The sequence below is a fragment of the Micromonospora sp. NBC_01405 genome, assembly GCF_045040155.1.
Taxonomy (GTDB): domain Bacteria; phylum Actinomycetota; class Actinomycetes; order Mycobacteriales; family Micromonosporaceae; genus Micromonospora.
Genome location: NZ_CP109532.1, coordinates 5736480 through 5750003, shown reverse-complemented (window position 1 = coordinate 5750003; position 13524 = coordinate 5736480). Strand labels below are relative to the sequence as shown.

Annotated in this window: 15 protein-coding genes; 2 read left to right on the top strand and 13 right to left on the bottom strand. The window is 72.4% G+C overall.

The annotated features are described in order from the left end of the window. Positions 1–33: 33 nt before the first annotated feature. The 6 genes from OG559_RS24905 to OG559_RS24880 all read right to left on the bottom strand — a co-directional run bounded on the left by OG559_RS24905 (position 34) and on the right by OG559_RS24880 (position 5048). Positions 34–1023 carry a malate dehydrogenase gene (locus OG559_RS24905; protein ID WP_405107714.1) on the bottom strand — a complete coding sequence of 330 codons (990 nt, stop codon included), beginning with the start codon at positions 1021–1023 and terminating at the stop codon, positions 34–36. 226 nt (positions 1024–1249) lie between these two features. After that, complete coding sequence (gene tatC, locus OG559_RS24900) at positions 1250–2203, bottom strand: twin-arginine translocase subunit TatC (protein ID WP_405107712.1); 954 nt, start codon at positions 2201–2203, stop codon at positions 1250–1252. A gap of 17 nt (positions 2204–2220) precedes the next feature. Next, complete coding sequence (gene tatA / locus OG559_RS24895; protein ID WP_405107709.1) at positions 2221–2550, bottom strand: Sec-independent protein translocase subunit TatA; 330 nt, start codon at positions 2548–2550, stop codon at positions 2221–2223. A gap of 218 nt (positions 2551–2768) precedes the next feature. Next, entirely contained in the window at positions 2769–3017 is a 249-nt protein-coding gene (locus tag OG559_RS24890; protein ID WP_350883158.1) for a hypothetical protein, read from the bottom strand. 10 nt (positions 3018–3027) lie between these two features. Further along, positions 3028–4053: a helix-turn-helix transcriptional regulator gene (locus OG559_RS24885; protein ID WP_387018084.1), complete on the bottom strand. Its 1026-nt coding sequence runs from the start codon at positions 4051–4053 to the stop codon at positions 3028–3030. Further along, complete coding sequence (locus OG559_RS24880; protein WP_405107705.1) at positions 4050–5048, bottom strand: helix-turn-helix transcriptional regulator; 999 nt, start codon at positions 5046–5048, stop codon at positions 4050–4052. Before OG559_RS24880 ends, OG559_RS24885 begins: the two co-directional genes overlap by 4 nt. A 123-nt stretch (positions 5049–5171) precedes the next feature. Here OG559_RS24880 and OG559_RS24875 point away from each other — a divergent pair, with 123 nt between their 5' ends. Both OG559_RS24875 and OG559_RS24870 read left to right on the top strand, forming a co-directional pair. Continuing rightward, positions 5172–6149, top strand: a complete 978-nt coding sequence (locus OG559_RS24875; protein ID WP_405107702.1) for a cation diffusion facilitator family transporter — start codon at positions 5172–5174, stop codon at positions 6147–6149. Between the two features lie 129 nt (positions 6150–6278). After that, a complete protein-coding gene (locus OG559_RS24870; RefSeq protein ID WP_405107699.1) occupies positions 6279–7364 on the top strand; it encodes a DUF3866 family protein in 1086 nt (361 codons plus the stop codon). A 99-nt stretch (positions 7365–7463) separates the two neighbouring features. Here OG559_RS24870 and OG559_RS24865 read toward each other — a convergent pair whose 3' ends face one another. From OG559_RS24865 to dop, 7 genes are all read right to left on the bottom strand, one after another. Next, on the bottom strand, positions 7464–7655 hold the full coding sequence (locus OG559_RS24865) for a hypothetical protein (protein WP_405107696.1): 192 nt from the start codon (positions 7653–7655) through the stop codon (positions 7464–7466). A 68-nt stretch (positions 7656–7723) separates the two neighbouring features. Then, positions 7724–9082 (bottom strand): Pup--protein ligase, encoded by a 1359-nt coding sequence (gene pafA / locus OG559_RS24860; RefSeq protein ID WP_396672954.1) that lies wholly within the window; start codon positions 9080–9082, stop codon positions 7724–7726. A gap of 232 nt (positions 9083–9314) precedes the next feature. Further along, positions 9315–10157 (bottom strand): proteasome subunit alpha, encoded by an 843-nt coding sequence (prcA, locus tag OG559_RS24855; protein WP_405107692.1) that lies wholly within the window; start codon positions 10155–10157, stop codon positions 9315–9317. A 58-nt stretch (positions 10158–10215) separates the two neighbouring features. Continuing rightward, a complete protein-coding gene (gene prcB / locus OG559_RS24850) occupies positions 10216–11055 on the bottom strand; it encodes a proteasome subunit beta (protein ID WP_387018101.1) in 840 nt (279 codons plus the stop codon). Next, positions 10974–11495: an endonuclease VII domain-containing protein gene (locus OG559_RS24845; protein WP_405107689.1), complete on the bottom strand. Its 522-nt coding sequence runs from the start codon at positions 11493–11495 to the stop codon at positions 10974–10976. The genes prcB and OG559_RS24845 overlap by 82 nt, the downstream gene beginning before the upstream one ends. A 187-nt stretch (positions 11496–11682) precedes the next feature. Beyond that, positions 11683–11898 carry a ubiquitin-like protein Pup gene (locus tag OG559_RS24840; RefSeq protein WP_117667512.1) on the bottom strand — a complete coding sequence of 72 codons (216 nt, stop codon included), beginning with the start codon at positions 11896–11898 and terminating at the stop codon, positions 11683–11685. A 107-nt stretch (positions 11899–12005) separates the two neighbouring features. Then, on the bottom strand, positions 12006–13523 hold the full coding sequence (gene dop, locus OG559_RS24835) for a depupylase/deamidase Dop (RefSeq protein WP_396672956.1): 1518 nt from the start codon (positions 13521–13523) through the stop codon (positions 12006–12008). Position 13524 lies beyond the last annotated feature (1 nt).

The window sequence follows — 13524 nt, the reverse complement described above, 5'->3', positions numbered from 1 at the left end:
CGGGCCACCGTCACGATCGGTACACCGTCAGGGTCAGAGCAGGCCGAGCCCCTGCACGGCCGCGCGCTCCTCCTGGAGCTCGGCCACGGACGCGTCGATGCGCTGCCGGGAGAACTCGTCGACGTCCAGGCCCTGCACGATCTCGAACCGGCCGTCGCGGGCGACCACCGGGAACGACGAGATCAGGCCCGCCGGCACCCCGTAGGAGCCGTCGGAGACGATCGCGGCCGAGGTCCAGTCGCCCTCCGGCGTGCCGTTGATCCAGTCGTGCACGTGGTCGATCGCGGCGGACGCGGCCGACGCGGCCGACGACGCACCCCGTACCTCGATGATCTCGGCACCGCGCTTGGCGACGCGGGGGATGAACTCGTCGGCCAGCCAGGACCGGTCGTCGATCAGCTCGGCCACCGGGCGGCCGTCGACCTCGGCGTGGAAGACGTCCGGGTACTGGGTGGCCGAGTGGTTGCCCCAGATCGCCAGCTTCTTCACCTGCGCGACGGTGACCTGGAGCTTGCGCGCGAGCTGCGCGATCGCCCGGTTGTGGTCCAGCCGGGTCATCGCGGTGAAGCGGTCCGCGGGCACGTCGGGGGCGTGCGCCTGGGCGATGAGGGCGTTGGTGTTGGCCGGGTTGCCCACCACGAGCACCTTGATGTCCGGTGCGGCGCCGGCGTTGATCGCCTCGCCCTGGGGCTTGAAGATGCCGCCGTTGGCCGCCAGCAGGTCCCCGCGCTCCATCCCCTTGGTACGGGGCCGCGCGCCGACGAGCAGCGCCACGTTGGCACCCTCGAACGCCCGCTTCGGGTCGTCGAAGACGTCCACGCCGGCCAGCAGCGGGAACGCGCAGTCGTCCAGCTCCAGGGCGGTGCCCTCGGCCGCGCGCACCGCTGCCGGGATCTCCAGCAGCCGGAGCTTCACCCGCCTCCCGCCACCGAGCAGTTGCCCGGACGCGATCCGGAACAGCAGCGCGTAGCCGATCTGTCCGGCTGCGCCGGTGACGGTAACGGTAAGGGGCGTCTCTGCCATCAGGTGCTTCTCCTGCCGAAGGGACGATCGGTGCCGATCAGGGGGCGCAGTCACCATATCGCGAGTCCCGAAACGCGGGCTCAGCAGCGCCTGGTGGCCCCGGTCACCTCCCCGCCGACCGGTTCGGTGGCCGAGTGGGCAGCGGCGCGCCGACCCCTACGACGCGACGACGGGCCGCCCATGGTGGGGCGACCCGTCGTCGTGGGTCCGGGCGGGTGTACGCCCGTCAGGTCATCTCGTCGTAGCGGCGGTCGATCGGCGTCGGGGCGGCGACCGGTTCCGGCGTGCCGATCGAGTCGGCGGCCTCGACCCGCTGGCCGGGGGCGACCGGATCGTCGTCGAGCTCCAACGGCGACACCTCGTCGTCGTCGATCCCGGCGTACGCCTCCTTGCCCCGCCCACGCCGCCGGTCGTTGAGGAACGCCACGCCGACCGCGCCGAAGTACAGCGCGGTCAGACACAGGGCCAGGGCCGTCATGCCGAACGGGTCCGGCGTCGGGGTGACCACGGCGGAGAAGGCGAAGAACACGAAGACCGCGATCCGCCACCAGCTGAGCAGCCGCTTCGCGCTGGCCAGCCCGACGAAGTTGAGCATCAGCACGATGAGCGGGAACTCGAACGCCACCCCGAAGAGCAGGATCAGGTTGGTGACGAACGAGATGTACCGGGTCACCTCGAGAGTCGTCGCGATGTCGTCGCCGGAGATGTTGAGCAGGAACTCCAGCCCCTTCGTGGTGACGAAGAAGGCCAGCACCGCGCCGGCGGCGAACAGCGGCGCCGCGAGCGACGTGAAGATGTACGCGTACCGGCGCTCGTGCCGGTGCAGGCCCGGGGCGATGAACGCCCACAGCTGGTAGAGCCAGACCGGGGCGGCGATGATCAACCCGACCCAGAGGCCGATCTTCAGGTTGAGCAGGAAGACGTCGGCGACGCCGAGCTGCACGAAGTTGCACTTGCCCGTGTCCGGGTCGATCGACGCCGGAAGGTCGCAGTACGGCTTCGACAGCAGCTTGCGCACCGGCTCCGCCAGCCAGATGCCGAAGCCGAAGCCGACGAGCAGGGCCAGGGACGCCCGGAACAGCCGGTTGCGCAGCTCACGGACGTGCTCGATGAGGGTCATCGAGCCGTCGGAGGCCCGTTCGAAGGTGCTCGGACCACGTTTACGCAGGGCGAAGGCCACGGTGGTGGGCCCTTCGGTCAGTTGTCGCGGACGCGCTGCACCGGGTCGATGACCGGCTGCTGCGGTGCCTGCGACGGGGCGTAGGGCTGCTGCTGCGGCTGGACATGGGGCTGCTGCCCGTACGGCTGCTGCCCGGCGGCCTGCGGCGGCAGCGGCTGGTAGGCGGCCTGGGCGTCGGCCTTCTCCGCCAGGTCACGGTCGTCGTCGTGCAGGCTCTTCGTCTCGGCCTTGATGATCCGCAGCGAGCGGCCCAGCGAACGGGCCGCGTCCGGGAGCCGCTTCGCACCGAACAGCAGGATCAGCACGACCACGAGTACGGCGATGTGCCACGGCTTGAGGGCACCCATGGGAAGCTCCAGTCGCTCTGTGTCGTCTCTGAGGGGTGTACCGGAGCCCATCGTACGTGCGTGAGGGCCCGTTGCCACCCGCCGGGCCGCGGGTGGTCACGGCCGGTCGGTGAAGTCTTGACCAACCCCGCTCGTCCCGTCAACCATCGGCGGCCGACCGTTTCTGCGCGCTATCGCCCCAAACGCGCGGCGATCGCGCACCGGACGACCGCCGCCGGTCAGTGGCCGCGCTTGGCCTTGATCACCGCGACCCGCTGCTGGGTGACGGTGACCTGGCCCTGGAGGGCCTCCGCGCGCTCCTGGAGCGCCTCCGCGCTGACCTGCAAAGCCTCCGCCTCGGCCTGGCGCCTCTGCAACGCCACCGCGGCCCGCCGCAGCCGGGGCAGCCGCGCCACCACCGGCCGCACGGCCAACGCCAGCACCACGAGCGCGAACAGCACCACCGCCACCACGATCCACGTCACCACGGCGGCCAGCCTACCGGGAGCCCACGGACCCCGCCGGGGTGGCGTCGGGAGTGGCGTACGCCTCCAGGGCGGCGACCGCCTGGGCACGGACCTGCTCGGCCAGCTCCCCCGGGGCCACCACGGTGACGTCCGGGCCCAGCCCCAGCACGAACCGCCGGGCCCAGCCGAGGTCGGTCACCCGCAGCGACACCAGCCACTGCTCGCCGTCGCCGGCCTCGACCCGCTCGCACGGGTAGTACTCGGTGATCCACCGCTCGCCCCGGCCGATCCGCAGGGTGATCAGCGGCAGGTCCGGCGAGGGCCGGAACACTCCCTCGGAGAGGTCGTACGGGCGGGCCTGCGGCGGTGCCGCCGCCGGCTCGTCCAATTCGGTCACCGCGTCGATCCGGTCGACCCGGAACAGCCGCACCGCCTCCGCGCGGCGGCACCACGCCTCCGCGTACGCCCGGCCGCCCACCATCAGCATGCGCAGTGGGTCGATCACCCGCTCGGTGGTCTCGTCCCGGGCGGCGGTGTAGTAGGTGATCCGCAACGCCCGGCCCCGCGCTACGGCGGCGCGCAGCTCCTCGACCCGCCGGCTGTCGACGGGGAGGCGCACCTCGACCGGGGCGGCGACCAGGTCACCGGCCGCATCCTCGATCTTGGCGAGGGCCCGCTCCACGGCCTCCCGGTTGGTCACCCCCGGGGTCTCCGCCAGCATCCGCAGCGCCACCACCAGGGCGAGGGCCTCGTCCGGGGTAAGCCGCAGCGGCCGGTCGATCCCGGCGTCGTAGGTGATGGTCACACGGTCGCCGTCGAAAGCCATGTCGATCAGGTCACCCGGGCCGTACCCGGGCAGGCCGCACACCCACAGCAGCTCCAGGTCCTCCCGCAGCTGCCGCTCGGTGACCCCCAGGTCCCCGGCCGCCTCGGCGATCTCGATCCCCGGGCGGGCCAGCAGGTAGGGCACCAGGTTCAGCAGCCGGGCCAGCCGGTCCGCCGAGGCCCGGTTGCCGCCGGGGCGCGCAGCCGCCGAGCGGGCGGCGGGACGGGTCATCGGGCACCTCCGGTCACGGTCAGCTCCTCGTGCCGGGCGGCGATCTCCTTGAGCCGCTGGATGACCGCCTCGCGCACCTCCGGCGGATCCACCACCCGCACGTCCGGGCCGTACCCCACCAGCTGGCGGGCCAGGGACTCCGGATCGGCGTACGGCAGGACGAGCCGGTCGCCGTCCGGCCCGGACGCGGCCTCCACCGCCCAGCGGCGCAGCCCCACCGCGCGCCCCGACGCGACCAGCACGGTCGCCCGCCCGGTGCGTTCCACCGGCCCCGACCAGCGGGCCACGTGGCTGATCAGGTCCACCCCTGCCGGCGGCTGGTAGCCGCCCGGCGCGCCGGCCACCCGGACCGCGCCGACGACCCGGGAGAGCCGGAAGCAGCGGGTCGCCGCCCGGTCCAGGTCGTGGCCCACCACATACCACCGGCCGCGCCAGCAGACCACCCCCCACGGCTGCAACCGGCGGCGGGTCGGGGCGTCCCGGTCGGGCACCCGGTAGTCGAAGCTCACCTCGCGGCGGTCCCGGGCGGCGGCGGTCAGCGGCGCGAACGCCGGGTCGACCGTGACCATCGGCTCCAGGCCCAGAGTGGCCTGCGGGTCCACGTCCACCCCGGCGGCACGCAGCTTCGCCAGCCCGGACGACGCCGCGGCGGCCAGCCCGGCGTGCTGCCACAGCCGCGCGGCGATGCCCACCGCGGCGGCCTCGTCGGGCTCCAGCGGGATGTCCGGCAGCGCGTACTCCCGGTGGGCGATCCGGTAGCCGGGCTCGGCGTCGAAGACGCTCGCCGTGCCGGTCTCCAGCGGCACCCCGAGCTCCCGCAGCTCGGCCTTGTCCCGCTCGAACTTGCGCTGGAACGCTTCGTGATCCTTCGCGTCGTCCGGATCGTGTTCGTAGCCGGGCACGGTCGCGGCGATCTGCGCGGCGGTCAGGAACCGTCGCGTCGACAACAGGCAGATCACCAAGTTGACCAGGCGTTCGGTGCGGGTCCGCGACACGGGGTGAACGCTAGCAGCCCGCGCGGCACGCCCGTGCACCCGCGCAGGCGCGTCGCGGCTACGCCACCGACGGTGACCCTCCGTCTCCGGGCGAGGACCTCGACGCGGCCATATGGTGACCCCATGTCGGAAGCGGACGTCAGGGCCGAGAGTGTCGGCACCGTGGTGGTGGCGGGCGCGGCGAACCTCGCCATCGCCGTGGCGAAGCTGGCGGCCGGCCTGATCTCCGGCTCCGCGGCCATGCTCTCCGAGGCCGCCCACTCGGTCGCCGACACCACCACCGAGGCGCTGCTCTACCTGGCGCTGCGCCGGGGCGCGCGCCCCGCCGACGTCCGGCACCCCTTCGGGTACGGCAAGGAGAGCTACGTCTGGGCCTTCCTCGCCGCGCTGTTCACCTTCGTCGCCGGCGCGGGCTTCGCCATCACCCACGGCGTCACCACCATCCTGGTGCACGAGCACAGCGGCAACTACCTCGTCTCGTACGTCGTGCTGGCGGTCTCGTTCGCCATCGAGTCGATCTCCCTGGCCCGGGCGGTGCGACAGATCCGCCGCGAGTCCCGGCGCTGGCGCACCACCCCCCGGCGGTTCCTGCGGCTCACCGCCGACACCACCGTCAAGGCCGTCTTCCTGGAGGACAGCGCCGCCCTCGTCGGCCTGCTGCTGGCCGCAGCCGGCCTGACCCTGTCGCACTGGACCGGCGACGAGCTCTACGACGGTCTCGCCTCCATCGCCATCGGCGTGCTCCTGCTGGTCGTGGCCGTCACCCTCGCCAAGGCCAACATCTCCCTGCTGGTCGGCCGGGCCATCCCCGAGCGGCTGCGTCTGGAGATCGAGCAGGAGCTCAACGGGCTGCCCGCCGTCGAGCGCATCGACACCCTGCTCACCATGCAGCTCGGCCCGGACGACATCCTGGTCGCCGCGAAGGTCGACTTCCGGGACGAGGCCACCGGCGCCGTCATCGAGGCCGCCGCCGACGAGGCCGAGCGGCGCCTCATCGACCGCTACCCGGAGATCGGCTACGTCTTCCTCGACCCCACCCCCTCCCGCCCCGAGGCCCGGCACCGCCGCGCCCGGCACACCCAGGAGGACCCGCCCCGCTGACCCCGCCGCGCCCGGCACACCCAGGAGGACCCGCCCCGCTGACCCCGCCGCGCCCGGCACACCCAGGAGGACCCGCCCCGCTGACCCCGCCGTGGCGGCACGCACCCGGGGGCCGCTAGCGTGCCGGGCATGGTGCGATGGCGGGCGGGAACCGTGACGGCGCTGCGGCGGGAGTGGACCGGCGCGGTGGAGCTGGACGTCGAGCTGACCGACGGCGGCACCATGCGGGCCCTGGCGTACCCGGAGCTGGTCGGCCGGCCCGTGCCCGGCGACCGGGTGCTGCTCAACGCGGGCGCACTGCTGATGGGCCTCGGCACCGGCGGGTACGCGCTGGTCGTGGCGCTGCCCGACCGGCTGCCGGCGGATCCGGCCGAGGCGGGCGACACCCGCGACGCCGGGCACCTGGTCAAGGCCCGCTACACCCCGCTGCAACCGATCCTGCTCGGCGTCGACGAGGAGGCCAGCCCGCACCGGGCGGCGCTGGAAACCGCCGAGGACGTCGCCGGGCTGCCGGTGGTCACCGCCGACCTGCACTCCGCCCTGCCGGCGATCCTCGCCGGGGTTCGCGCCGACGCCCCCGACGCCCGGGTGGCATACGTGCTCACCGACGGCGGGGCGCTGCCGGCGTGGTTCTCCCGCACCCTCGACGGGCTGCGCGACCAACTTGTCGGCACGGTCAGCGTCGGGCAGGCGTTCGGCGGCGACCTGGAGGCCACCACCGTGCACAGCGGCCTGCTCGCCGCCCGGCACGTCCTCGCCGCCGACGTGGTCATCCTCGCCCAGGGCCCCGGCAACCTCGGCACCGGCACCCGGTGGGGGTACTCGGGGGTGGCCGTCGGCGAGGCGGTCAACGCGATCGCCGCCCTCGGCGGGTGGCCGGTCGGCTCGCTGCGGATCTCCGACGCCGATCCCCGCCCCCGGCACCAGGGGGTGTCCCACCACAGCCTCACCGCGTACGGCAGGGTGGCGCTCGCCCCGGCGGACCTGGTCGTGCCCGACGGCCTGGCCCCGAACCTGGCCCGGGACGTGGATGCCGCGCTGGCCCCGCTCGCCGGGCGGCACCGGATCGTCCGGGTGCCCGCCGAGGGGCTCGACGCCGCGCTGCGCGCCAGCGCCGTGCCACTGTCCACGATGGGCCGCGGCCTGGACGCCGACCACGCCTACTTCCTGGCCGCCGCCGCCGCCGGGCGGCACGCCGCCGCACTCGCCCGCTGAGGCCGCGAGGACAGCAGGGCCGTCAGGGTTGGGCAGGACGGCGGGACCGTCAGGGCGGCGGAGGTGGCAGGGCGGCGGGCCGTCAATCCAGGCGGGCCCTCAGACCAGGAAGATCAGCGCCAGCCAGCCGCCGACGATCACCGCCAGCGCGACCGCCAGCACCCAGGTCGGCACCTTGTAGTCGCCGCGCCGGTTGCGCTCGACCTCGGCCCGGATCTTCTCGCGCCGGCGCTCGACCCAGTTCAGCTTCTCGGCGCCGCGAGCGCGCTCGGGAGGTTCAGACATCGTCATGGCAGGGCCAGCCTACCCGGCGGGCCCCCGCCCGCCGCGGCCAGCGCCGCGGACGGAGGACCGGCCGGTCACATGCTGGCGATCAGGCGTTCCACCCGCTCGTCGTACGCCCGGAACGGGTCCTTGCACAGCACGGTGCGTTGCGCCTGGTCGTTGAGCTTCAGGTGCACCCAGTCGACGGTGAAGTCCCGCCGCTTCTCCTGCGCATGCCGGATGAACTCGCCCCGCAGCCGGGCCCGGGTGGTCTGCGGAGGAGTCTCCTTGGCCTCGAAGATCTCCGGGTCCGTGGCCACCCGGTCCACCTCCCCGCGCCGCTCCAGCAGCCCGTACAGGCCCCGCCCGCGCCGCACGTCGTGGTATGCGAGGTCCATCTGCGCCACCCGGGGGTGCGACAGCGGCAGGTCGTGCTTGCGCTGGTACCGCTCGATCAGCCGCAGCTTCGACACCCAGTCGATCTCCCGGGACACCGGCTCCAGGTCACCGGTCTCCACCGCGCTCAGCACCCGGCCCCACAGCTCCACCACCCGCTTGGCCGTCTGGTCCCCGCCGCGTCGCTCCACGAACTCGGTCGCCTTCGCCAGGTACTCCTGCTGGATCTCCAGGGCGCTGACCTCCTTGCCGGAGGACAGCCGCACCTTACGCCGGCCGGTGATGTCGTGCGACACCTCGCGGATCGCCCGGATCGGGTTCTCCAGCGTCAGGTCCCGCATCACCACCCCCGCCTCGATCATCCGCAGCACGATGTCCGCGGAGCCGACCTTCAGCAGGGTGGTGACCTCGTTCATGTTCGAGTCGCCGACGATGACGTGCAGCCGCCGGTACCGCTCCGCGTCCGCGTGCGGCTCGTCGCGGGTGTTGATGATCGGCCGGCTCCGGGTGGTCGCCGACGACACGCCCTCCCAGATGTGCTCGGCGCGCTGGGACAGGCAGTACACCGCGCCGCGGGGCGTCTGCAGCACCTTGCCCGCGCCGCAGATCAACTGCCGGGTGACCAGGAACGGGATCAGCACGTCCGCCAGCCGGCCGAACTCGCCGTGCCGGGAGACCAGGTAGTTCTCGTGGCAGCCGTAGGAGTTCCCGGCCGAGTCGGTGTTGTTCTTGAACAGGTAGATCTCGCCGGCGATGCCCTCGTCGTGCAGCCGCTTCTCCGCGTCGATGAGCAACCCCTCCAGGATCCGCTCCCCCGCCCGGTCGTGGGCCACCAGGTCCACCACCGAGTCGCACTCCGGGGTCGCGTACTCCGGGTGGGAGCCGACGTCCAGGTAGAGGCGGGCGCCGTTGCGCAGGAACACGTTGCTCGACCTGCCCCACGACACCACCCGACGGAACAGGTATCGCGCGACCTCGTCAGGGGACAGCCGCCGCTGCCCGCGGTAGGTACAGGTGACGCCGTACTCGGTCTCGAGGCCGAAGATTCGCCGCTCCATGATGTGACATTAGCCCTCTCAGGCCCCGAATGGGCAGGGCTGACCGCCCCGGAGCCCGACCGCCCGGCGTGTACGGCGCCGGTCCGCCCGCCATCCGCCGGGGCGTCGGTGGGCGGATGGGTCCCCGCCGACACGTCCGGGCCGCTGGGGTGGTGTCCGGACACACGCGACCGGCCGTCCCCCTGAGGGGACGGCCGGTCGGGTGACGGTGCCGTCGGCCGGGACGGGCGGGCTACGCCTCGGGCGTGTCGTCCGCCCGCTGACCCTCCAGGTCCGCCGAGCCGGCCGAGGTGGTCGGCTTCTTCGCCTCCTCGGTCGGCGTGGCCGGATGCTCCGGGCGCTCCTCGGTCGACGCCGAGTCGTTCGCCGCGTCGGCGTCCGCGTCCAGCAGGGTGGTCAGGGCCGCCCCGGTGATCCGCCGGAACGTCCGGCCCACCCGGCCCCGGTCCAGGACCGCCACCTCAAGCTGGTTGGCCGCGATCGTGCGGGCCGCGCCGCCCTCGCCGCCGACGCTGCTCAGCGCCGCCAGGGCCAGCCGGACCGCCTCGCCGAGCGACATGTCCGGACGGTGCTGCGACTTGAGCGAACCGGAGATCGCGTCGGCCTGCCCGCCCATCGCCATCCGGCCCGGCTCGTCGTTGACCGAACCGTCGTAGGTCAGCCGGTAGAGGGCGTCGTCCTGCGGCGTCGCGCCCACCTCGGCCACGCAGATCTCCACCTCGAACGGCTTCGACTGCTCGGTGAAGATGGCGCCGAGGGTCTGCGCGTACGCGTTGGCCAGCGCCAGGCCGGTGACGTCCCGCCGGTCGTAGCTCAGGCCGTTGAGGTCGGCCATCCGGACCCCGGCACGGCGCAGGTTCTCGAACTCGTTGTACCGGCCGACGGCGGCGAAGCCGATCCGGTCGTAGATCTCGCTGACCTTGTGCAGGGTGCTGGAGAGGTTCTCCGCGACGAAGAGCACCCCGCCGGAGTAGCTCAGCACGACCGCGCTGCGGCCCCTGGCGATGCCCTTGCGGGCCAGCTCGGAGCGGTCGCGCATGATCTGCTCGGGCGAGGCGTAGAACTGCATGGCCACGGCGGCGGTTCTCCTTCTGGGCGCTGTGCTGACGACTGCTGACTGGGCGGGGGCGGGCTCAGCCGCCCGGGTTCTCCATCCGGCCGGCGACCACGGCCTCGGCGACGGCGGCCGTCTCGGCGTCGGTGAGCCGGTGGGTGCCCTCCGCCGTCGCGGTCATCACCACCGGGTAGATCCGACGGGTCAGGTCCGGCCCGCCGGTCGCCGTGTCGTCGTCGGCCGCGTCGTAGAGCGCCTCGACCGCGAGCCGCGCCGCGTCGTCGATCGACAGGCCGGCGCGGAAGCGCTTCTTCAGCGCGGACCGGGCGAAGATCGAGCCGGAGCCGATCGCGTCGTAGCCGGTCTCCTCGTAGGGGCCACCGGTGACGTCGAAGCTGAAGATCCGGCCGGCCCGCGCCGGGTCGCTCGCGGCCAGGTCGAAGCCGGCGAACAGCGGGATGACCGCGAGGCCCTGCATGGCCGCGCCCAGGTTGCCGCGGATCATGGAGGCCAGCCGGTTGGCCTTGCCGTCGAGCGAGAGCATCGCGCCCTCGATCTTCTCGTAGTGCTCAAGCTCCACCTGGAACAGTCGCATCAGCTCGATGCCGATGCCCGCGGTGCCCGCGATGCCGACCAGCGAGTAGGCGTCGGCCGGGTGCACCTTCTCGATGTCGCGCTGGGCGATCAGGTTGCCCATGGTGGCCCGGCGGTCGCCGGCCAGCACCACGCCACCGGCGGCCGAGATGGCCACGATGGTGGTCGCGTGCGGCGCCAGGTCGGCGGCCATGCCCGGGGGCAGCGGCCGGCGGCCGGGCAGCATCTCGGGAGCGGCCCTGCTCAGGAATGTGGTGAAGGAGGACGTCCCCGCGTTGGTGAACACATCTGGTAGACGCCCGGATGGATCAAAGCCCGCTGCCACGTGGTTCCTCTCAGGTACGTGATCGCCCTGGCCAGCCTCGTGGGACTGTCACGGAACTGGCCAAGACCACCGTTGCAGTTGAAGCAGAGTATCCCGCGCACCCATCCGGTGCGATGGTCGTGGTCCAGATGTTGCGGGTCCGCGCCGCCACAGATCGCGCAGACCCCGCCCTGCTCGGCGAGCAGCTCGTCGAACTCCTTCTGCCCGATCCCGTACCGCCTGCGCAGGTGGTACTCCCTCGCGCCGCCGTAGAGCCGCTGCTTCGTCTCTTGGCCTTTGGCGTTGTGGCAAGGCTTGCAGTATCGGCCGTAGCCGGAGCGCGCGGCGCGGTTGCGCGGGAAGTTCTCAAGAACCTTCGTCTCCCCGCATGCCGGGCAGCAGCGGTAGCCCTCTGGCGTCGAGAGCACCGGGCGAACCTCCCGCCCCTGCTGCTCCCTCACTCGTCTGGCGTAGCTCGCCTTCGACCGCAGGTTGAAGCAGGGCTTACAGTAACTGCCACGGCCGTCAGGACGCCGGCTGTTGGCGCAGAACTGGTCGAGCGGTTTCCACTCTCCGCAGTCGCGGCAACGCCGCCGCCCGTCCCGGTCATCCAAGGGAAGCGGCATGTCCGAATTTACCCTCTATGCCCTATTCGCCTCCTTTCTGCACATAGCCCCTGACAAATTCCTCTGCGTTCTCCTCCAGGACGGAGTCGATCTCGTCGAGCAGGTCGTCGACGTCCTCGGTGATCTCGGCGTGCCGCTCGGCGACCTCCGGGTTCGCCTCGGTGGTGACGTCCTCGATCTCCTCGCCCTGCCGGGCCTTGCCCGACTGCGACTGCCCGCCGCTGTCATGAGTGGCCATTGCTGCCTCCTCCACGATCGTCTCCGATGAACTTACCTCGCGGGAATGACGAAAAGCCCGTCGCGCGCCGGCTTCTCCGGCGCGCGACGGGCTTTTGTTCCGGCGGGTCAGCCGCCGGTCAGCGTCTCCAGCAGGTCCTTGGCGCTGACGCACCGGTCGAACAGCGCGCCCACGTGCGCGCGGGTGCCCCGCTCCGGCTCCATCATCGGCACCCGCACCAGCGACTCCCGGCCCACGTCGAAGATGACCGAGTCCCAGCTCGCGGCCACCACCTCCGAGGCGTACTGCGCCAGGCAACGGCCCCGGAAGTAGGCCCGGGTGTCCTCCGGCGGCTCGGTCATCGCGGTACGGGTCTGCTCGTCGGTCAGCAGCGTCTTCATCGAGCCGCGCTGCACCAGCCGGTGGTAGAGCCCCTTCTCCGGCCGCACGTCGGAGTACTGCAGGTCGACCAACTGGAGCTTGTGCGCACCCCAGCCGAGCTTCTCCCGTTCCCGGTAGCCCTCCAGCAGCCGCAGCTTCGCCACCCAGTCCAGCTCGTCGGCGCACAGGAAGGCGTCGCGGCCGAGCCGGTCCAACACGCTCTCCCAGCGGTCCAGCACGTCGTTGGTCTGCGCGTCGGCATCCGCGCCGTACCGGTCGTCCACGAAGGACCGCACCCGCTCGAAGTACGCCCACTGCACGTCCAGGGCGGTCAGCCGGCGCCCGTCGCGCAGCCGCATCCGGTGATTCAGCGACGGGTCGTGGCTGACCGCGCGCAGCTCCGAGACCGGGTCGGCGATGCCCAGGTCCGGCCCGAGCGCCTTCTCCTCGATCATGGTGAGGATCAGGGCCGTGGTGCCGACCTTCAGGTACGTGGAGATCTCCGACAGGTTCGCGTCGCCGATGATGACGTGCAGCCGGCGGTACTTGTCGGCGTCGGCGTGCGGCTCGTCCCGGGTGTTGATGATCGGCCGCTTGAGGGTGGTCTCCAGCCCGACCTCGACCTCGAAGAAGTCGGCGCGCTGGGAGATCTGGAAGCCGCTGGCGCCGCCGTCCTGGCCGATGCCGACCCGGCCCGCACCGCAGACGATCTGCCGGGTGACGAAGAACGGCGTCAGGTACGCCACGATGTCGGAGAACGGCGTCTGCCGGCGCATCAGGTAGTTCTCGTGGGTGCCGTAACTGGCGCCCTTGTTGTCGGTGTTGTTCTTGTACAGGTGAATGGGCTGGGTGCCCGGGATGGTGGCCGCCCGGCGGGACGCCTCGGCCATCACCCGCTCCCCGGCCTTGTCCCACCGCACCACGTCCAGGGGGTTGGTCACCTCCGGTGTGGAGTACTCCGGGTGGGCGTGGTCGACGTAGAGCCGGGCACCGTTGGTGAGTATCACGTTGGCCAGTCCCAGGTCCTCGTCGGCGAGGGCCTCGGCGGGGTCGTACGCGGCACCGGAGTAGGTGAAGCCGCGGGCGTCGCGCAGCGGCGACTCCTCCTCGTAGTCCCAGCGCGCCCGGCCGCCCCGGTTGAGTTCGGGGCGTGCCCCGTAGGCGTTGACCACCTGGGACGAGGTGATCATCGGGTTGGCGCCTGCCTGGCCGGGCACGGAGATGCCGTACTCGACCTCGGTGCCCATGATCCGTCTTACGCTCATC

Bases quoted from the DNA above. Each gene is read 5' to 3' on its own strand.
- OG559_RS24905 (WP_405107714.1), bottom strand. From the start codon at position 1,023: ATGGCAGAGACGCCCCTTACCGTTACCGTCACCGGCGCAGCCGGACAG.
- OG559_RS24870 (WP_405107699.1), top strand. From the start codon at position 6,279: ATGGTGCGATGGCGGGCGGGAACCGTGACGGCGCTGCGGCGGGAGTGG.
- pafA (WP_396672954.1), bottom strand. From the start codon at position 9,082: ATGGAGCGGCGAATCTTCGGCCTCGAGACCGAGTACGGCGTCACCTGT.
- dop (WP_396672956.1), bottom strand. From the start codon at position 13,523: ATGAGCGTAAGACGGATCATGGGCACCGAGGTCGAGTACGGCATCTCC.
- OG559_RS24840 (WP_117667512.1), bottom strand. From the start codon at position 11,898: ATGGCCACTCATGACAGCGGCGGGCAGTCGCAGTCGGGCAAGGCCCGG.
- OG559_RS24865 (WP_405107696.1), bottom strand. From the start codon at position 7,655: ATGACGATGTCTGAACCTCCCGAGCGCGCTCGCGGCGCCGAGAAGCTG.
- OG559_RS24885 (WP_387018084.1), bottom strand. From the start codon at position 4,053: ATGACCCGTCCCGCCGCCCGCTCGGCGGCTGCGCGCCCCGGCGGCAAC.
- OG559_RS24875 (WP_405107702.1), top strand. From the start codon at position 5,172: ATGTCGGAAGCGGACGTCAGGGCCGAGAGTGTCGGCACCGTGGTGGTG.
- tatA (WP_405107709.1), bottom strand. From the start codon at position 2,550: ATGGGTGCCCTCAAGCCGTGGCACATCGCCGTACTCGTGGTCGTGCTG.